This is a genomic window from bacterium (assembly GCA_013360215.1).
In the GTDB taxonomy this organism is placed as follows: domain Bacteria; phylum CLD3; class CLD3; order SB21; family SB21; genus JABWCP01.
Genome location: JABWCP010000007.1, coordinates 71,398 through 92,326 on the forward strand (window position 1 = coordinate 71,398; position 20,929 = coordinate 92,326).

A 20,929-nucleotide genomic window follows, 5' to 3' on the forward strand; every position below is an offset into this window, starting at 1 on the left:
AATATTTTTTAGATAAATTTGAATTTCCGAGATGCAAAATAGAGTGTTTATTACTAAGGTATCGATGTATTTACTTTCATAATGAGCAAAGTATGTATGACGAAATTTCCGTCAAAACTTGCATACGTAAATAAATGTTTTTACTTTGTTTTAAATCAAAATTAGTGATTCCATGAAAAAGACGACGATAGCGATAGTCAAAAAATTTCGCCGCTTTATTGTTTGGTGGATCGAATTTTTGGGTTGGTTATACAAAACGCCCGTGATGTATTATTTACAGCAACTGCAGCAACGTATTTTTGATCGCCATAAACTTACAACCAATGCAGCGGCCATTTCTTTTTTCTTTTTATTATCCATTATCCCTTTGCTTTTTATTGTGCTTTCGATTATCGCGTCGTTTGTGCAATCGCCCGAAGAAGCGCAAGCCTATATTTCGGAAACCTTGACGAACCGGGTTCCCGACACGGCGCGTGATTTTGTGTTACAATTGATTCAGAAAAGCAATCTTACCGAATCCGTCACATCGATACTTGAGAATAAAGGCTGGATCAGCCTTGTCAGTATTGGTTCGCTACTTTGGACAAGCAGTGGTGCGTTTGCCGCGATCGAAGATGCAATGTCTACGATATTCGGTGTACGGGGCCGAAACTACTTTGTCAGTCGTTTAGTCGAAATGGGTATGGTCGTTCTCATCGGCTGCCTCTTTCTGCTTTCGAGCCTGATCAGCGGGATTATTCACTGGCTACAGGAAAATCATATCACTTTTTTTCAAATTGATTTTTCAAACCTACCGTACGTTTGGGATATTATTACAAACGCTTTGCCGTATGTGCTCATCGTGCTGACGTTTTATGTCACGTATAAAATTTTACCCAAAACAGAAATCTATGATCGTGCGGCGATGCTCGGTGCGCTGGTAGCGAGCGTGCTGCTGGAATTGACGCTTTATGGTTTTAGTTATTATGTGCAGAATTTTGCAAAATATAATGTGTTTTACGGATCCGTTGCCGGTGTGGTGATTTCTGTTTTTACGATTTATTTGGCTTCCATTATTTTACTTGTCGGTGCGGAAATAACCGAAATTGCCAATACGCGTTTGGAGAACGAGCGCGAATTGGCGCAGACCATAAGAGAGTTTGAGTCATGACTTCATCCTCCCTACCCGTACTTCATCCGCGTTACGATCTGACCGAAAAAATCGGTGAAGGCGGGATGGGTGTCGTCTATAGGGCGTGGGATAAAATCGATCGCTCGACATTGGTTATCAAACACGCGCCGGCGGCAACGATTAATGATACCTTGCATAATGCCTATCTGCGTGAATTTGAATGGATGTTTCGTGCACATCATCCCGGCATGATGAAGGCGTTGGCGTGGGAGAAATCCGAAGACGGAGGTTTCTTCTTTACGATGCAGCAGGCGGCCGGGACCGATCTATATCAAAAATTAAAAGATCGCAGATTTTGGACCCAAAAAAGATTCGATAGTTTTATCAGGCAAATCGTTTCCGTTTTGTCCTATGTGCATGCGCACGGCATGGTGCACGGTGACATCAAGCCAGAGAACATCCTGATCGAATCGGCCGGCGACGATTGCAAGGTTACATTGATAGACTTTGGATTCATTCACCCCTGGTCCAATCCTCCCGTTTCACGTGATCATCAAGGTACGTTGGCTTATACGGCGCCGGAGATTCTCAAAAAGGAATCGTACGATCAACGCAGCGATGCGTATGCTCTGGGCGTGGTGTTGTATGAATTGGCCACAGGCATCAACCCATTTGCGGATGAAAACGTTGTTAATATCGTCGTGCATCATCTGCAAAAAAACATTACGCGCGTTGATTCGGATTTTGAATGGTGGTCGCAAGATTACGAAAAAATCATCGTTTCTCTCTTGGCTAAAGACCCGCGCCAACGGTATCCTCGTTTGGAAGATGCATTTAAGAAATTGATGGATCAAAATGTAGTATTGCCTCCGTTGTTGTGCCACCGTTTTGCCGAACCGCGGTCGGTATGGCCGGATCTTTCAGCGCAGCTTCAAACGGATCATCGTGCGCCCGTTGTTCTTCGTGCCGGTGAGGGGATGGGCGCGACCACCATGCTGCGCGAACTCTATGTACGAGCGATACTTTCAGGATCTTCTGCACAGTATATACGCCTGGATCAAGCAGCCTCACTGTGGGAGGTACTTTCCGGTTTTGTTCCTCCATCGGTTTTGGAAATCCTGAGCGACACGGATCGTGCAATCGAAGAAATTTTGAAAACGATAGCGCCTAATGAAATTTATATTTTGGATCAAGTGCGTTTGGATGTACCCGGTGTGATGGATTTTCTATCGCGATTCACGTACACACTTTCCATGAAGTCGGGTTCTGTGATTCTATCAACGACCGAACTTCAAACTGAAATTTCTTTTCCTGCAAAAACATTCGTATTGAAAAACTTAGAATCCCAAGATGTAAAACATTTCTTGAGCACGTGGCTTTTTGACGAAGACGTTGATGAAAAGACTGTTTCGCGCATGACGACGTGGACAAACGGACATCCCGGCTTGTTATACGAAGCTACACGCGATCAGGTGGAAAAAAGACAACTGGTTTTTGAAGAACGTAGCTGGCGGTTGACGCCCACAGCTGAATGGAAACCATCTTCCGATTGGTCGGAAAAATGGGAAGCCAAAATCAAAATGTTAACCGACGACGAAATTCGTCTTATCCGATGGATGGCTGTCGCAGACAATGAAATTCCGGTTTTAGCTTTGACCGCACTTATGGAAAGCATAGATGCCGACCAAAATATACCGCGATTGGAATTATTAGGTTGGATTCGTCGTAAAGAGAATTCTGTTAAAATTGCTGCTCCGGGCCTTCGTACTTTTCTGATTCAAAAAGAGACCGAAGCGGAGCGCCGCGCTATGCATGATAAGCTTTTGTCATGGTACGAAAAAAATGCGGCGGATGCAGTACCGCAGTTGGCCTACCACGCATTTGAAGGGAATAATCCGGAGAAGTCGGTTTCTTATAAACTGCAATGGGCCGAACGTGAGGCGTCGCGTTGGAATTATGCGGAAGCTTTGCGTCAATACGAAAATATTTTGCCATTGATCGCCGATGTGGAAAAACAAACTGAAATACTGTTTGCGATGGAGTTACTGGCGGATCAGTTGTCTGATCGTAAATTGCAAAACACGTTATTGTTACAAATAGAAAAGCAAACCCACTCAGCTCATCCGCGTTTTGTGTCGTTTATCATACGTCGCGCATTGTATTTGGAGCGAATAGGTCAACCGGACGAAGGCGTGTTGTTTTGTCAAAAACATTTGGAATCTGACGTCATACAGACCAAAAAAGACAGAGCAAGAATCCGCCGGCAAATCGGAAAATATAAATATCAGAAAACATTATTTACAGAGGCGCGTTCGGATTTTGAAGAAGCGGCACACATGGCCGGTGAAACGGATGATATAACACTGCAGATGGAATGTCAGAATAGCCTTGGTACGGTATATGGTTCGCTCGGCGAATATGCACTTGCAGAGAAAGCGTTTCGTGAAGTATTGCGTCTGGCGCGTAAAACGGAAGCGATGGCTTCGGAAGTATCGGCTTTATTTAATCTGGGTCAAATAGCGTTTCGGTGCGGTGCGTTGCTGCAAGCTTTGACATGGTACGATGAAGCGGCTAACCTTTTATCACTCCATCCGAATAACAGTCAGCTGCTCCGTCTATATCTTTATCGTGCCTCTGCCCGAATACGTTTGCGGCAATTTGAAATGGCTTTTGAAGAATTACAAAGCGCTACGGCAAAAGCGATGACTTTAAATGATCGCATCGCTTTGCAACGTATCCTGCAGTCTAAAGGTGTTATTTATCGGAATGTAGGTTTGTACGAAATCGCTCAAAGCGAATTACTTCAGGCGATTGAGGTAGGCCAAAACACGAACCCGCTTAACACGCATATTGTCAAACTTGAATACAGTCATGTACTATTTGAGCTTGGAAATCGTGCGGAAGCACATCGTTATTGCAAAGAGGCGATTTTGTTTTTTGAGGAAAAGAAGGAAGATGTGTGGTTATGTTATGCGCAAAGTGTAAACCTGATTCTCCATGAATACGATTATTCCGGCGACGAAACATGGTTGCAACTGGATGCATTATCTTCCAAAATTCAGGATCATTCCGTCCGATTATTTGCCCAGCATGTTATTGCACAAAGCTTGGTTAAGAAAGGCAATTACGACGAAGCGCTCATTCGCCTTCAAAAAATCGTTGCAGAGATCGAGGGTCAGCATCAATACGACTATTCCGAATCGCCAATTCATTGGCTGCATTATCGAATTCTCAGAGCGTTGCACAAACCCCGGTATGAATTGGCTAAGGCTATGGACAACGCGTATCGGACGATGCAGGCAGACTTGGACAGGCTGCATAATCCCGCATGGCGCACGGCATATGAGAATATATCGCTGCATTCGACCATCCGAGCCGCGTACGAAGATTTCTTCAAAGAAGAACGGGAAACGGATATTCGGTCATTTCAGCAGCTGTACGAAATCACGCGCGATATCAACAGTATCCTGGATCCGGAGAAACTCTTTGAAAAAATCATGGACGGCGCATTGCTCAACGCCCGTGCGGATCGCGGATTGATTTTATTGCGTAACGAAGAAACCGGCGGGTTTGACGTACGTGTCGCCCGCAATGTGGATTCGGATTCGATGGCCGATCTGACGACGATCAGTCAAAGTATCGTGGACGAAGTATATGCCTCCGGCGCATCCATGGTCACGTCGGATGCGAATTCCGATATGCGGTTCAAAGAACGAAAAAGTATTGTAGCTTATCAGATTCGCTCCATTTTATGCGTACCGCTCAAGTTGCGCGACCATATTATCGGTGCGGTGTATGTGGATAAACGTTTTGACACGCATTACTTCAATTCCGCCGACCTTAAGTTTATGGAGGCGTTTGCTCATTTAGCGGCGATCGCGATCGCCAACGCGCAGGATTATGAAAAGGTGCAGTCCGAAAACGATTCGCTGGTACACGAAAACCTGGATTTGCGCAAAGCGGTCGAAGAACGATTTACGCGATTTAATATTATCGGAAAAAGTAAAGCGGTGGATCAGATATACCGCATGATCGAGCATGCAGCTAAAACGGATGCACCGGTACTGATCACGGGCGAAAGCGGTACGGGCAAAGAATTGGTTGCCCGGGCCGTTCATCATCAAAGTCTGCGTCGTCGTAATAAGTTTGTGGCCGTAGATTGCGGTGCTGTGACGGAATCGCTTTTGGAGAGCGAGCTTTTTGGTTATAAAAAAGGCGCGTTTACCGGCGCGTTTACCGACAAAAAAGGATTGTTTGAAGAAGCCGACGGCGGGACTATTTTTCTTGATGAAATTACTAATACAACCTTGTCGTTTCAAAGCCGGTTACTGCGCGTTTTACAGGAGCAGGAAATTCGCCGCGTGGGTGATACGATCCCTCGTAAAATAGACGTACGCGTCGTTGCTGCCACAAACAAAGATGTACGTCAACTGATCACGGACGGTCAATTTCGGGAGGATTTGTTTTTCCGAATTTCTGTCATTCCGGTATTTTTGGCACCCCTGCGTGAGCGTCGCGAAGACATTCCGCTTCTGATTAAGTATTTTGTCGAGAAATACACGCAGCCGGGGCGTATGATGGAAGGTCTTTTCGGTGATGCACTACAGATTTTGACGGATCATGATTGGCCGGGCAATATTCGCGAATTGGAAAATACCGTACAGCGGTTGATGATTTTTTCGGGTAAATCTAAACTTGGTCCATCGGATGTTCGAAAAGCAATGCAACCCTCAGCCGCGCCGTTGAAGTCATTGGAAGATTTTGAAAAAAATTTATTCGAATCCGAACGAAAATATTTCGAACGGGTTTTGGAACACGTCGGCGGCAACAAATCCAAAGCCGCCGAATGGCTTGGTATCAAACGAACGACACTCAATGATCGGTTGAAAAAATTAGGCATTTCATAAAACAAGAGGATACATGAATTCAACCAGCTGGCCGGTATGGGCGCAAGATATGGCCCGAAAAATCCAATCGAAAACGACATCGCAATTTATTTTGTACAATAATGTGCGGGATCTGATGGCTTTAGAAAATCCAAAATTTCCGGGTCAAATGGATTACGTCGCTGTCGGTGATTTTTTAGCCGGGTCGGTGTTTAAAGAACGCAACACGGTTTTGTTTTACGATATTTCAAAAGGCGTGTACTTTCTTGACAGTTCGATGCAGGCCGAATTTTTTAAAACCATGCAGATCACGCAGCAGGATCTGATGAAACTGCCGAGTTACGCGCTCAAGGCCATTGAAATATATATCCGCCTCAGTGTGGAAAAAAAACGTTCGGTAGCCGTGATCATTGATCACGCGGAAACGGTGATCCCTGCGACACTGACATCGGCCATGTCACTCGAAGATCGAAAATGTTTAGTGATGTTACGCAAATGGGCTAACGATCCCAGTTACATCAAAAATAATATTTCGATCGTATTGATTACCGATACGCTCAACGATCTCAATAATCGCCTTGTACGCAATACGTCCACGGATAAAGTAGAAGTGGCATACCCCGACGAATCCGAGCGTATTCATTATATCCGTTATTTTATTGATGAAGAGATACGCGAGAAAGCGCCGAGGCTTTTTGCCGACTATGCGTCCGTTACACCGGAGCAAATCGCGCATACGATGGCCGGTCTTAACCGTCGGCAACTCAAAATTTTATTGGCTTACGCACGGGAAAATAACAAACGTATTGATTTTGCCTATCTCGTGGCGATGAAAAAGGAAATCATCGAAGAAGAATGTTTCGGCATGCTCGAGATCATCGAGCCGCGCCATGATCTGAACGCGGTCGTAGGTTATGACGCGATCAAAAGCAAACTTCGCAACCTGGCTGCCGCCATCAAAATGGGTAAATTTGATGCCGTACCGATGGGTTATCTGGTAAGTGGTCCGGTGGGCACGGGAAAAACATTTATCGTGTTATCCTTTGTCGGTGAGATCGGCATTCCATGTGTCAAATTTCTCAATTTTCGAGAGCAGTGGCAGGGGGTGACGGAAGCGAATCTGGAAAAAATACTCAATCTGCTTCGGGCTATGTGGCCGATCGGTGTGATCATTGATGAAGCGGATGCGTTTCTCGGAGACCGGGATCAGCAGGGCGACAGCGGTACGAGCAATCGGATTTTTGCGCAACTAGCCAGCTTTATGGGGGATACGTCATACCGCGGCAAAGTCATTTGGTTTTTGATCACATGTCGCCCGGATCTATTACCGATTGACATGAAGCGGCAAGGTCGTGCGGAAGAACATATCAGCGTGTTTTATCCGGAAACATCAGAGGAAAAAGAATTATTGTTCCGTTCGATGACCCGGCGGCTGAATGCAAAAATCGATGAAAGCATACATTTGAAAGATGTGTTTGATATCCATCAGACGGTATCCGGTGCCGATATGGAGGCACTGGTGACACGTGCCAAACTTCAGCAAGCCATAGTCGGTGCCGATACGGTTACGGTAGAAATGCTGCGTTCGATTTTTCAGGATTTTATTCCCACGAACGATCCGGAAAGTGTTGAATTGCAAAACCTGGCCGCCGTGATTGAGTGCACCAGCAAAAGCTTGCTGCCGCAGAAATATGCAACCATGGATCGCAGCGAAATCCGCAGAAAATTTGACGAACTGCTCAAACGGTACAATCAATAAATTTTCATTTTCCGATCTTATGTAAAAAACATTACGGCTGCGTTCCAAAGGGATCGCTCCAACGGGCATCGGTATATACCTGTGTGCCGGATAATGTTTTCAGAAAAGCGATGACGGCGTTGACTTCAGCGGAGGTCAGGTTGAGTTTCTGGCCAAATCCGTTGGGTTTTAATCGAGGATCAAGGAGTGTATTATTGGCGCCAACTGTGATCGTTCCATAATGCCCGATAGCCGCTTGCAGCGTCGTGATCACACCGGTGTGCATCATCGGTGTATGGGGTTCGCCGTCCGGCCCGGTCAGATCACGCAGTGAGGGTGCACGGGTATTGGTCACATCAAACCCGTCGGCATTGAGCTTCCCGATAATGGCGTTGTTTCCACTGTTGGGATCAATGTCAAATTCCGGTGCTCTATGACACCCCGCACAACCGAGCCCGCCGCTCGTGCGCTCTCCGGAGGCATTAAAAACAGGCGGTGTGATAAAAAGTGTTTTGCCCTGATTTTCCTGCGTTGTAAAATTGGGAAAATTATCCAGATCGGAAGCCACCTGCGCGCGTCCTGCATCGTAACGCGTATCAAAAGATTGGATGCTGCGAATAAATTGCCCCATACATTCCTGCAAACATGCTTCCGTTATAGTTTCGTCGCCATAGGCCATATCAAACAATTCACGATAATAATCTATCGCCGATAATTTAATTAATAATGAATCAAAGCCTGGTCGATCGCTTTCACCGCTGAAACCCATTTCTGCATGATCTTTGATCGGCCGTGTTGTTTGATCCTCAAGGCTGACCGCTCGTTCATCCCAAAAAAAACGGGTTTCGGATGCGAAACGTGAATTGACCAAACGCATGGAATGCCGGCCTGTCAGTCCGCCCTGAACACCGCGACTGGCGAGTGCCGTATCACCGAAAGCGAGCGACTGATGATGGCAGCCGGCGCAGGAAATCGAATTATCAAAACTGAGATTTTTATCGTAAAAAAGCACCCTGCCCACGGTTGCCTTTTCATTGGTAATTGTGTTGAGGCCGGTGTTGTCTTTGGTAATATAGGTAGGAATCGCTTGGTCTTCATAATTGGCCAGATTCTTTACATCAATTTGCTGACCGAATTTCGCCGCAATGGCCGGGTAAGATTTGGATAATGTCGTTTCATCAGAATTACCGCATTGGCAAAAACTAAATGACAAAAGTCCCCAGCTGATCCATTGTATTCCGCGAGCGATTTGTTTTTTCATATTAATCTTTTTTATCATGGCATGGCCTTCAAACAAGCGATGCGCATAATTTTTTTTATATGGTTTTATTCTTCGACGAAGTATGGAATTAAGATCATAAACGAATCGTAAGGTTTATTGATGTTAATACTGAGCGAAGACGGTGTCATAAAGTCAATTACAAGCTGGTTAAAACCGACTTTATGTGTTGGTTTTAGAGTTATAGTTCGTTCGTAACGACCGCCTAAGAACGCATTCATATTAAAACGCGCACGTTCACGTGTTTTATTTTGACCGTTAAGCACCGAACCCATCGGACGATCCAGTAAATTGGATTTATTGAATGCGCGCACGGTAACGCTGATCGAGTCGCCGCGTTTGACGCTAAACGGGCGACGTGTGTAGAATATAAAATCAGTGGCATTGCCGATCACGATGGTGTCATTGGCCGTTCTAATAATAAGCGAATCCATTTCTAATTTTGAGTTCTCTGAATAACCGAAGGCGCCGGAAATGCTGGTGTGAACCCATTTGTTATCGCGTTTGGCAAAAGTAATAACACGGTTCAGAGAATGTTCGAGGGGTTTACTGACCTGCACCTCATTGGAATCCCGGATATTCAGATAACCTTTCAACGTATGGGTAACCGCTACAGCGACGGTGGTGTCAAAATCTTCAGGGAAAAATTGGAATGTACGTTCGATACTTTCGATCTTACGCCCGAAACGCGGAAGCAAAGCAGCCAAAATACTTTCCGAAGCAGCATTCTTTTGTGGTGCTGATATTTCCGATGAATCGTTGACTACATCTACACCGTAGGCCAATTGTTCGTCCTCTTTGATGATTTGTTTGATTTCATCCTGGACGGTATCTGTAAAATCGTCTCCACTAATGCTGCATCCGCCTAAAAACAACAGCAAAAGCAGTATCAGTACGGATAATCCAGAGATTTGCAGAATCTCACTGCGTAAATTTAAATTGGTAGTAGAATAATCTTCTTGTTTCATAAGAACACCTCCGGCCTGAATATATATCAAAATGCATGCCGTATTTAATTATATGTTTTACATTGTTTTAATTATCGAATCGCTGAGTTTTTGACGGAAAAACCGTCTATTGAGTTTAACTTAAAACGCAAGCATATGCAATTGCTACGTGATAAAGCAGATTGTTTATGTGTTTTTCCAAATTTTTCATGAAAAGCATGTCTTTGAAAGTATTTACAATATCAATTGACAGTAGCCTTGAAAATGATATATTTACACGCTGTAATGGGTATAGTTCGGTTAAGTAACATTGAATTAAAAAAAAATAAGTTTATAAAATTAAGTTTACAAAAATAGAAGTATGAAAAATCGTTCGACATGGATTTTGCTTTTGGGTTTTTTGTCGTGTTTTGTCGGGCTGATCATTTACGTCGTATATCGTGTAGCGGAGCCGGATGTAAATTTCGGTCGGCGCGTCGCATTGATCGAACTCGAAGGTACGATCGTTGATTCGCGTGATATAGTGCGCCAGTTCAAAAAATACCGTGATGATAGCTCCGTCGAAGCGATTGTATTTCGCATCGAGAGCCCCGGCGGCGGTATCACGCCTTCACAGGAAATTTTTGACATCGTCAAAAAAACAAAAGCGGCCGGAAAAAAAATCATCGTTTCGATGGGTAGCGTAGCGGCGTCCGGCGGATATTATGTCGCATGCCCTGCGGATACGATTGTCGCCAATCCCGGCACGATCACGGGAAGTATCGGCGTGATCATTCAGTTTCCCAATGTGGATAAACTTTTGGATAAAATCGGTGTGGATTTTACGACGATCAAAAGCGGTACGTTCAAAGATATTTTGAGTCCGTATCGCCCTATGAATCCGTCGGAATCCGAGTGGATGCAATCGTTTGTGATGAATGCGTACGGACAATTTGTACGTGCGGTCGCGGATGAACGCGGCTTAGATACGGCGTATGTACAACAATATGCGGACGGACGTGTGTATACGGGTGAGCAGGCGTTGCAAATCAAGCTGATTGATGTGATCGGTTCGTACGACGATGCGATCCGTCTGGCGGCGGACATGGCAGGCATCGAAGGTACACCGAACCTCGTCAAAGAGAAAAAACACAAGCCTTCGTTTTTTGATCTGTTGTTTGAAGAAGATGCAGAGAGTAAAATCGAATCGGCGCTGAGTATTCCGGGTTTCAAAAGTTACCCGGTGGTGAGTTATAAATACGGCATCTGAGTATATGGCAACCAATACGACAAAAGCGGATATCATCCATCGCATCGCGGAGGCCACGGGCATTACGCGATTTGATACCGATGCGGTTATCAATGCGTTTATCGCCGTGATCCATGAAGAACTACAGCAAGGCCGTGAAATCGAAATCCGCGGGTTTGGTAGCTTTCGTATTGCACGACGCCCGGCGCGTACAGCACGCAACCCTAAAACCGGTGCGGCGGTAGATTTACCGGAGCGCCGTGTACCGCAATTTAGGCCATCGAAAGAATTGAAAAAATCGGTCAACGAAATCCGATCATAACATATAACACACAAAAAAAGAAAGGAACTAACCATGCCCTGCGGAAAAAAACGCAAAAGAAGAAAAATGGCTACCCACAAACGTAAAAAACGTCTTCGTCGCGACCGCCATAAGAAAAAAGGCCGCTAGTTTTTTGATTTTTTAGCTGATCGTTTGTACTATAAGTCCCGTTGCACTAACGGGACTTTTTTTGTTACTACGATGAACAATTTTTTTATATCTCGACAAAAACAAGTGCACCGGATCATAAAGGAAATCACGGCACTTTATTTGGTTGTCTTTTTTTTAGCCGTGAGCGGTCGCCCTTGTTCGGAAGGAGTCGGCAATACCGATAACCGCATGACGATCCGGGTGCAGGATGAAAACCACGAAGAATCCTGCACCGATAGGTGTTCGCCGATGGACGGTTGTGCGTGCTGTTCGCATTATTGTATTTGTTTTTATATCAAAAAAATGCCGCTTCATTTTTATTTTACGACATACCGGCCGGCTTCTACGGACGTACCCATTTCCCTATATAACAGCAGAATTTTTCAACCGCCGCGTGGATAACGTTTTTAACGTTTATTTACACCAACGGAGATGATATGAAAAAATGGATTTTATTATGTATGACAGGGATCGGTCTGTCCGTACCGCAACTGTTAAATGCACAACATGCGCTCACAGTAAAAGTAACCGATTCCGAATCGGGCGAAGCGGTACCCGGTGCACAAGTGCATATTATGGGTACAACCCAAGGCGGCGTTTCGAATGCGGAAGGCATTGTACGACTTGAAAATATCGCCGAAGGCATTTACCGGCTGCGCATCACTTCCGCAGGTTATGAGGACGTGATTATGGAGATTCAGTTACCGCGCACGGACGCGAACCCGATCCCCATTGTACTGGAACATGCCTCGCATGAAGGCGAAGAAATCACTGTTACGTCCACGCGTTCCAGTCGAACGATCGAAAATACACCGACGCGCGTCGAAGCCATCGCTGCGGAGGAATTGGACGAAAAGGCCAATATGCGCGTGAGTGATATTCGCATGCAACTCAATGAGAGTACAGGCATTCAGGTTCAGCAAACGTCAGTTACCTCCGGTAATGCGGTATTTCGTATCCAGGGTCTTGATGGCCGTTACACACAATTGCTCAAAGACGGTTTCCCGCTGTACGCCGGTTTTTCCGGCGGGCTCAGCATCACGCAAATACCGCCGCTTGATCTTCAGCAAATCGAGATCATCAAAGGCAGTGCATCTACGCTATACGGCGGTGGGGCTATTGCAGGGCTGATCAACTTGGTAAGCAAAACGCCGCAGGAAAAACCTGAGACTTTACTGATGGTCAACGGTACCACGGCCAAGGGTTTTGACGGCAATATCTATCACGCGCGGCGAAATGAAAAAATAGGGTATAGTGTGTTTTCATCAGCGCATACCCAAAGCCCGTACGATGCCGATGAGGATGGGTTTTCAGATATTCCTAAAATTCATCGCTTTGCGTTGAATCCCCGGGTTTATTATTATCCGGGTGAACGAAGCACACTGATGCTGGGATTTGACGGCGTTTTGGAAAGAAGGAACGGCGGCGACATGCAGCGCCTCGAGAACGGAAAAGATTCGATGCACACGTATATCGAAAAAAACCGTTCACGGCGCCTGTCCACACAGATGATGTGGCAACAACCTCTTTTCGGGCGAGCCACGATGACATTTAAGAACAGTTTCAGTTTTTTTGATCGTGCGATTGTGCTGCAGGATTATCGTTTTACCGGATACCAACAATCTTCTTTTTCCGAATGGACGTTGGGATATACGCATAAAAATAATTCCTGGATCATGGGCATCAACCTGTGGACGGATCGTTTTGATGAACAGAAGCCATCCCTAAAACGTGATTTTCATAGCCTGACATCGGGAGTATTTGTCCAACATCAGGCGGAGTGGAGTGAAGATTGGTCATCCGAAGCCGGTCTGCGTTATGATCGCGATAAAGACTACGGTTCGTTTGTACTACCTCGTTTGTCCGTAATGCGCCGCTGGAATGCTTCGTGGACATCGCGGCTCGGCGGAGGACTTGGTTATAAATCGCCGACGATATTCAATGAAACATCGGAAACGCAGTCCTATCGTAACATCCGCGGTATTCAAAAAAATCAACTTAAAGCCGAGACATCGCTTGGCGGAAATTTTGATATCAATTATCAAAATGTTTGGGCAAAACGATTCCCTGTGTCGCTCAATACCATGGTGTATTATACGCGGTTGCGGCACGCGCTGACGTATGACAAAGATTCGCTGGCGTCGGGCGCGTACGATTTGATCAATTCCGACGGGCATATTGATACACGCGGTACGGAGATCAACGGAAAAATCAGTTACGAAGCATGGAAATTATTTGTCGGTTATACATGGGTGGATATAAAGCGTCATGAAAACGGCGGTACATCGCATATACCGCTATCGGCTAAACACCGGCTTGGGCTTGTACTCGTGTATGAAGAAGAGGCACGTTGGCGTGCGGGTATCGAATCGTATTATACCGGTCATCAGTACCGCAGTGATGGCCGTTCTACAAATGATTTTTGGATTTTTGGTTTTATGATTCAGCGCACCATGGGCCCGTATGCCGTATTTGTCAATTTTGAAAACTTCACGGATACGCGTCAATCCCGCTTTGAAGCGCTGTACACCGGTACGCGAACCAATCCGGATTTTAAGGAACTCTATGCGCCGACGGAGGGTTTTGTGGCGAATGCAGGTTTAAAAATACGCTGGTAAGCATCACGTACCGGATATGGTTTTTTGATTTTGTAGTTGTTCGTTTGTACTATAATCCCGTCGAATAAAACGGCGGGATATTTTTTTAAATACTTCATAAAACGTCAACGAGTATATTTCATAGTATACGTCGTTTATTTTTAATCAGTAATACAATCACGGTATGCGCAACATACGTATAGTCGTAGAATACGACGGCACGGATTTTCACGGATGGCAATATCAATCGCACTGTCGCTCCGTACAAGGTACGCTGCAGGAAGCCGTACATCGCATCACATCCGAAAACATCGTCGTCGAAGGTGCGGGGCGTACCGATACGGGTGTGCATGCACGCGGACAGGTGGCCAATTTTAAAATAAATCACGCTATCGCTGAAGGAAGAATCGCGTTGGCACTAAACGCCGTCCTGCCGACGGATGTGCGCGTCATTTCGGCACAGGAAGCGCCGGATACATTTCATGCGCGTTTTTCGGCGCGGGAACGTCGTTATCGTTATCGTATCACACCGATGCCTGCCGCATTACAACGTCATTATTGTTGGTTTTATCCCCATGCGATGAATTGGGAGGCCATGCAAGCTGCGTGTGCGGAATTGATCGGTGAAAAAAATTTCAAATCGTTTTGTTTGTCAGAAACCGTGCTGCCGCATTATCAATGCGATGTCAAGTCGGCGGTATGGCTGATGGAAAATGATGTCCACGTGTTTGAAATACGGGCGAATCGTTTTTTGCATAATATGGTACGGGGTATCGTCGGAACCATGATCATGATCGGTCGCGGCCGTCTTAAGCCGGGTGATATCGCAACGATCTTAGCTAAAGCACATCGCCGCCACGCGGGATTTAATGCGCCGCCGCACGGTTTGTGCTTAGAGGAAGTGATTTACTGACGAGGAAAAATCACATCATTGCCGCCACACAAAACTACTTCATTTCTATATGACAGCGTGTCCTATTCGCAGGTAAACTTCATAATAATTTCCTTTGCAGCTAAGTGATTTATGCGCGTACATTGAGGGCGAACATACTTCGTTGTGCTATGAAAATTCCTAAACTCAGCAGCGACATACCTACATTTGGTAACGCTCTATCCCGTAAAATCGGTTATATGATTTTACGATCCATGCGTTGGCATATTGAGGGCGAAATACCGAATCTGAAAAAGATGGTAATTATCGGTGCGCCGCATACGACGAATTGGGATTTTGTAATCGGGATGTCGGCTTTAATGGCGCTCGGTGTTCGCGTGCACTGGATCGGAAAAGATACGATTTTCAAGTGGCCTGTAAAATATGTCTGGCAATGGCTTGGCGGGGAACCGGTAGACCGATTTCACGCACACGGCGTGGTAGAACAAATCGTTCAAAAATTTAACGCGCACGATCAGTTTATTCTCGGACTGTCGCCCGAAGGTACGCGAAGAGATATTCCAAAATGGCGCAGCGGTTTTTATCATGTGTCCGTCGGTGCCGGTGTACCCATATTATTAGTCGCATTTGATTTTCCGTCGAAAACACTGCGTATCGGCGAATTGTTTTACCCCACGTCAAATCCTGATTCGGATATGCTGCAGTTAACCGGGTACTTTAAGAACTTCCGCGGAAAATTTGTTAAAACGTGGCAGAATTAATTTTTTTTGAAACTTTAAAAACTACATAACGTAGTAGGATTATGTCTAAACATACATTTACATTTGATCCGCGCGGTAAAGGTTTACGCAAAGTGCTTGGCGATCTGGAGTCCGATATCATGGAAGTGGTATGGGAATATAAATCGGTCACCGTGCGTGATGTATGCACACACCTCAACAAAAAGAGGCCTTTGGCTTATACTACCGTGATGACGGTTATGACGCGGTTGGCAGAAAAAGGCGTATTGCGAAAAATCAAATCCGGCGCCGCGTTTGTTTATCAACCGGCACGATCACGGGAATCGTTCACGTTAAGCGCATCGGTTCAAATTTTTAAAAGCCTTTTTGATGATTTTTCAAAACCGGTAATGAGCGAACTGATTGATACGATTCATCGGGAAAACCCCGAACGATTGGATGAGTTGGCCGCATTGATAGAGAAAAAGAAAAAAAAGAAATGAATTACTTCGATATTATTTATACGGAGGTATTGACTTATCTCGGGTTTTTTGTTGTGAATCCGATTGCTTGCGCGTACGTCGCAATGTTGCAAACGGCACTCTTGATGAGCGCGGGTCTTATTGCGTTGGGTATTTATAAGCAAAACCGCACCATAAAAATGTGGAAAAAAAATTCAATACAACCCGATAAACGATGGATGGCCACTGTTGAAAAAATCAATCGCCGTATCGGGCTCTCTTCGCTACCGGGATTACGTTTTACCCATCAGGCGCTTCCTATTTGTACGGTGGGTTTTTTTAAACCGGTTATTTATATACCGGAACCGATGGTGCGAAATTTAACAGATTCCGACCTCGCGATGATTGCAGAACATGAACTGTGGCATATAAAAAAACGCCACAATCTGAAAAAATTAATCATGCGTTCATTGGGGCTCGTGGGTTCGCTTTGGTCGGGTTTTGCAACCGGACTCGCACTGACCTATCGTGTTTTGGATCAACGGTATGAAATCATCGGATTTGTGCTTTCGTTTATATTAGGTCTAATTTTGATGCGCGCATTCCGTCGTTATGTTATACCGTATTTTGATTTGTGGTGCGAGTATGAATGCGACGATGCTTTGCAGATGTGTCGTAATCAGCGACAAACTATGGCGGCAATGCTGGTTCGATTGGGAAAAATGAATATTGTTTCCGATCCGATGCGGGACATGATCCGATGTGCAGCGGTTTCGCATTTGGAGAAGCGCGTTCGACGGTTAATCAGTGAACCCGCATCAAACGCGTTTACGCCTTATATTCGCGGTGTTCTATACTTCGTAGCGATAGTATTGATCGTCAACGTGATCAACATCCACCGCGCACATAATTTCCAATGGGTTTCCGGCCACGGCAAACGAATGCATTTGTGCGCGGGGCAATGTAAATAATTTTTTACCATACATTACTACACTATGTAGTAGAAAATAAAAAGGAGATTCATGAAAACACTACTCATGATCGCGTTTCTCGTGCCGTGCATCGGGTGTCGGGTCAATCCTGATTTGGAAGCGGAAAAAACGGAGCTGTTACGCTTACACGAAGCACAACGACGTGCCCATTTTGATCGCAACGTAGATCCGATGACGGAAGGGCATGTACCGCAACGTATTCAAATCAACGGAGGAGAGTTATCCTACACCACGCCGGAGCAAACGCGTGCCCGGTTTGAGCGTTATTTTGGTCGTGTCGAATTTCTTCGTTGGGATGATACGATCGAACCGATCATTGTGATTTCTGATGATGCTACGTTGGCCAATACATTTGTTCAGAAACTCGTTGTGGTGTCTTATCAGGATGAGCGCGGCGCCAAACAATTGGATACAACCCGGTTTGCCTGGACAACGACTTACCGAAAAATAAACGATCAATGGCAGATGATCGCTGTGACTTCCACCCGAAAATAAGGAGATGAAAATGGTACGAATCGGATTGTTTTGTTTTTTGTTTCATTCCGCGGTTGCTCAAAATGATATTATGCATTTGTATCGTGATGCGATGGCATCAATGATGAAAAAAGATTTCGAACATGCGGAACAGAAACTCCGAACGCTGGACAGTCTTATGCCGGATGACACGGAAATTTATTTCCTCCGAGCGCAGGTTTTAGCTCACATGGGTGATCATGCTAAAGCAATGGGCCTGTTGAAGGCGAGTCTAATCATGGGCAGCGATATGCTTTTCACAATCGGTAAAGACAGCGCATTTGCAGGTTTGTGGGCCGACTCCGAGTTTCAAAATTTACTCAAAGAAATTGAACAGCTTAAACGGCCCGTCCATCACAGCCGCGATGCTTATCTTCTTACAGAGCGGGATTTGATACCCGAGGGCACGGCCTACGATGGACATACCGGGCAACTTTTTATTAGCAGTACCTATAAAAGAAAGATCAAACGCATTTATCCGGACGGGCGCAGCGATGATTTTACCAAGGAAGGCCAAGACGGCTTGCTCGGCGTAGTCGGGATGGAGGTGGATTCCGTGCGGCGAATTTTATGGGTTAATAGCTGTAATAATCCGAATATGCCGATACGGGATAGTAATGCCGATGCACGGGTTCCTGCGCGGGTGCATAAATTTGACCTTACGACAGGACGTCTGCTGCAGCGGTATGATGCCCCGGCGGGTTCACATTTTTTCAACGATCTTACCGTCACGGCGAAAGGGGATGTTTTTATTACCGATACCGAATCGGGAGAAATCTGGCAGATCGCCTCTGAACGCCATACGCTAGAAATATTTTTGAAACCGCAGAACGTGCTTTTCCTCAACGGCATTACCAAGTCGCCGGACGATCAATGGCTTTATGTTGCCCATGCGGCGGGAATTTTAGTTATAGATATTGCTACACGCCGGTATGAGCCTTTGAAACATCCGCCGTTATTTCCGCTCGGAAGCATTGACGGGCTGGCTTTTTACAAGCAATCGCTCATCGCGCATCAGTCGGGTGTCGTTGGACGAATCAAACGAATTTATCTGGATAACGATCTGCGCACGGCCACACACGCAACGGTTTTGGAAGCGCATAATCCGCATTTTGATCAACCGACGACGGGCGAGATCGGCGGTTCGTTTTATTATTACATCGCCAATGCGCAATTACGGAGCGGGTTTAGGAATAAAAAAATCAAACCTTATCACGAACTCCGAGACGTTGTAATTCTGAAAATCCCTTTGGAGTAAATCATGCGCATACCGTAAAAATCGTCCTTTGAAATTCATGCTACGCTGTGTATGTTGGCGAAACTAAACATATACACAACTTATGGCCATTCCGCATCCCTGGCGCGGTATACATCTTCTGCCGAAACCGATTTGGGTACTTTTTTGGACGACCTTAGTCAATCGCAGCGGCATGATGGCGTTGCCGTACTTGGTTCTTTATCTTACCAAAGAATTGCACTATACCGCTGAGGACGCCGCGGCGATGATCGTCGTGTATGGCATCGGGGCGTTTTTAACCGGGCCGGTAGCCGGTAAAATTTCCGATCGCATCGGTGCACATCGCATCATGATTTTATCTTTGGTTGCGACGGGCATGGTTTTGGTGACTATTCCGTTGGCGCATGAATTTTGGGCTGTGGCTTGTCTCACCGTACTATGGGCCGTCGTAAGCGAAGCTTTCAGACCGGCGAGCCTTGCGGTCGTGACCAATTTGGTTTCCGTTGACCAACGCAAATTAGCTTTTGCCGTCAATCGTCTTGCGATCAATATCGGCATGAGTATCGGTCCCGCCGTCGGCGGATTTATTGCACTCTATTCGTATCCGATGTTGTTTTATGTGAATGGTATATTTTCGGTGTTAGCCAGTCTGGTGATGATGTTTTCCCGTTGGCCGGAAGCGCATTCGGCACACGCTGCGGCCGCGCTTCATCGTGAAGCGGAATCGGACATGCATCCGTGGCAGAATCTTTCATTTATGTATTTTTTGATTCCGCTATTTTTGATCATGTTGATCTTTTTTCAGATTGATGCGACGGTGGCGTTGTATCTTGTTCGCGACATGGCGTATCCGGAATCCCATTTCGGGTTATTATTTTCGGTGAACACGGTACTCATCATTTTTCTCGAAGTCTGGATCAATATACGTATGAGTCACTGGAAACACCGGCATGCGCTCAGTCTCGGAGCGCTTCTGATCGCGTTGGGTTTCGGATTGATGGCTTTCAGCGGGCATATCGGCTACATTGCTTTTACTGTGGCTGTGTGGACATTTGGTGAGATGATTCTTTTTCCCGGTTCGGCGGCGTATGTATCGGATATCGCACCGGCATCGCGGCGCGGAGAATATATGGGCTACTATCAAATGACGTTTAGTCTCGGATTGATCATCGGGCCGTGGCTGGGTGTGCTGTTGTATGAAGCGACCGACGCGCCTACATTATGGTTGACGACATTGGGTGTCGGTATCGTGGCGACCGGTATGCTGCGTTTGGTCAAAGAGCCGCCGACGGTAACGATGAAAGTTTTATCGGAGGCAAAACCGGGCGGTACGGATAACCCATGAAAAAAGAAAAACCATCTTCGGCGTTTGAAATCTTTCCTGCGGACATCATGACCGCGCGTCATACGCCGTTGGCCAACGATACGGTTTCGGCGGGGTTTCCTTCGCCGGCGGATGATTTTGTAGATAGGATGTTGGATCTCAATGAGCATCTGATCAAAAACAAAGCGGCTACGTTTCTTGTGCGCGTGCGCGGCACGTCGATGATCAATGCAGGTATTCATGACGGCGACATTCTGATCGTGGATCGTTCGCTGGAAGCGTCCAACGGAAAAATCGTCATCGGCGTAGTCAATGGGGAGTTCACCGTAAAGCGCATTCAAAAACGCGGCATGGATTTATATCTCATGCCGGAAAACGATCAATTTCAGCCCATCCGCATTAACGAAGATATGGATTTCAAAATCTGGGGTGTCGTAACGTATATCATTCACAAGTCGCCGTGACCGTGTATGATTGTAAGGCACGCTATTCAAACAAACTCAATTTATCGGATTTATTCTTAGTAGCACTGG

Annotated in this window: 17 protein-coding genes; 15 read left to right on the plus strand and 2 right to left on the minus strand. The window is 45.8% G+C overall.

Annotation, left to right across the window (positions count from 1 at the left end):
• The first annotated feature begins 172 nt into the window (after positions 1-172).
• Genes HUU58_06690 through HUU58_06700 form a run of 3 tightly spaced genes read left to right on the plus strand, consistent with a single transcriptional unit; the run spans position 173 to position 7,756 of the window.
• Positions 173-1,150: a YihY/virulence factor BrkB family protein gene (locus HUU58_06690; protein ID NUN45352.1), complete on the plus strand. Its 978-nt coding sequence runs from the start codon at positions 173-175 to the stop codon at positions 1,148-1,150.
• Positions 1,147-6,018: a sigma 54-interacting transcriptional regulator gene (locus tag HUU58_06695; GenBank protein NUN45353.1), complete on the plus strand. Its 4,872-nt coding sequence runs from the start codon at positions 1,147-1,149 to the stop codon at positions 6,016-6,018. The genes HUU58_06690 and HUU58_06695 overlap by 4 nt, the downstream gene beginning before the upstream one ends.
• Positions 6,019-6,031: 13 nt before the next feature.
• On the plus strand, positions 6,032-7,756 hold the full coding sequence (locus HUU58_06700) for an ATP-binding protein (GenBank protein NUN45354.1): 1,725 nt from the start codon (positions 6,032-6,034) through the stop codon (positions 7,754-7,756).
• Between the two features lie 31 nt (positions 7,757-7,787).
• Here the strand turns inward: HUU58_06700 and HUU58_06705 are convergent, their stop codons facing one another.
• Both HUU58_06705 and HUU58_06710 read right to left on the minus strand, forming a co-directional pair.
• Positions 7,788-8,996, minus strand: coding sequence for a cytochrome-c peroxidase (locus HUU58_06705; GenBank protein ID NUN45355.1), 1,209 nt, complete (start codon positions 8,994-8,996; stop codon positions 7,788-7,790).
• 65 nt (positions 8,997-9,061) lie between these two features.
• Entirely contained in the window at positions 9,062-9,982 is a 921-nt protein-coding gene (locus tag HUU58_06710) for a hypothetical protein (protein NUN45356.1), read from the minus strand.
• Positions 9,983-10,322: 340 nt separating this feature from the next.
• On the opposite strand from HUU58_06710, the gene sppA reads away from it, so the two are divergent.
• From sppA to umuD, 12 genes are all read left to right on the plus strand, one after another.
• Positions 10,323-11,210 (plus strand): signal peptide peptidase SppA, encoded by an 888-nt coding sequence (gene sppA, locus HUU58_06715; protein ID NUN45357.1) that lies wholly within the window; start codon positions 10,323-10,325, stop codon positions 11,208-11,210.
• Between the two features lie 4 nt (positions 11,211-11,214).
• Entirely contained in the window at positions 11,215-11,511 is a 297-nt protein-coding gene (locus tag HUU58_06720) for an integration host factor subunit beta (protein NUN45358.1), read from the plus strand.
• Positions 11,512-11,745: 234 nt separating this feature from the next.
• Complete coding sequence (locus HUU58_06725) at positions 11,746-12,063, plus strand: hypothetical protein (GenBank protein ID NUN45359.1); 318 nt, start codon at positions 11,746-11,748, stop codon at positions 12,061-12,063.
• Positions 12,064-12,098: 35 nt separating this feature from the next.
• Entirely contained in the window at positions 12,099-14,279 is a 2,181-nt protein-coding gene (locus HUU58_06730) for a TonB-dependent receptor (GenBank protein NUN45360.1), read from the plus strand.
• A 163-nt stretch (positions 14,280-14,442) separates the two neighbouring features.
• A complete protein-coding gene (truA, locus tag HUU58_06735; GenBank protein ID NUN45361.1) occupies positions 14,443-15,171 on the plus strand; it encodes a tRNA pseudouridine(38-40) synthase TruA in 729 nt (242 codons plus the stop codon).
• A gap of 149 nt (positions 15,172-15,320) precedes the next feature.
• Positions 15,321-15,911, plus strand: a complete 591-nt coding sequence (locus HUU58_06740; protein ID NUN45362.1) for a lysophospholipid acyltransferase family protein — start codon at positions 15,321-15,323, stop codon at positions 15,909-15,911.
• 41 nt (positions 15,912-15,952) lie between these two features.
• Positions 15,953-16,372: a BlaI/MecI/CopY family transcriptional regulator gene (locus HUU58_06745; protein NUN45363.1), complete on the plus strand. Its 420-nt coding sequence runs from the start codon at positions 15,953-15,955 to the stop codon at positions 16,370-16,372.
• A complete protein-coding gene (locus HUU58_06750; protein ID NUN45364.1) occupies positions 16,369-17,301 on the plus strand; it encodes a M48 family metalloprotease in 933 nt (310 codons plus the stop codon). Before HUU58_06745 ends, HUU58_06750 begins: the two co-directional genes overlap by 4 nt.
• A 51-nt stretch (positions 17,302-17,352) precedes the next feature.
• Positions 17,353-17,817, plus strand: coding sequence for a hypothetical protein (locus HUU58_06755; protein NUN45365.1), 465 nt, complete (start codon positions 17,353-17,355; stop codon positions 17,815-17,817).
• A gap of 10 nt (positions 17,818-17,827) precedes the next feature.
• Entirely contained in the window at positions 17,828-19,093 is a 1,266-nt protein-coding gene (locus tag HUU58_06760; GenBank protein NUN45366.1) for a hypothetical protein, read from the plus strand.
• An 82-nt stretch (positions 19,094-19,175) separates the two neighbouring features.
• Complete coding sequence (locus HUU58_06765; protein ID NUN45367.1) at positions 19,176-20,417, plus strand: MFS transporter; 1,242 nt, start codon at positions 19,176-19,178, stop codon at positions 20,415-20,417.
• Between the two features lie 47 nt (positions 20,418-20,464).
• Entirely contained in the window at positions 20,465-20,860 is a 396-nt protein-coding gene (gene umuD, locus HUU58_06770) for a translesion error-prone DNA polymerase V autoproteolytic subunit (protein ID NUN45368.1), read from the plus strand.
• The last annotated feature ends 69 nt before the right edge of the window (positions 20,861-20,929 follow it).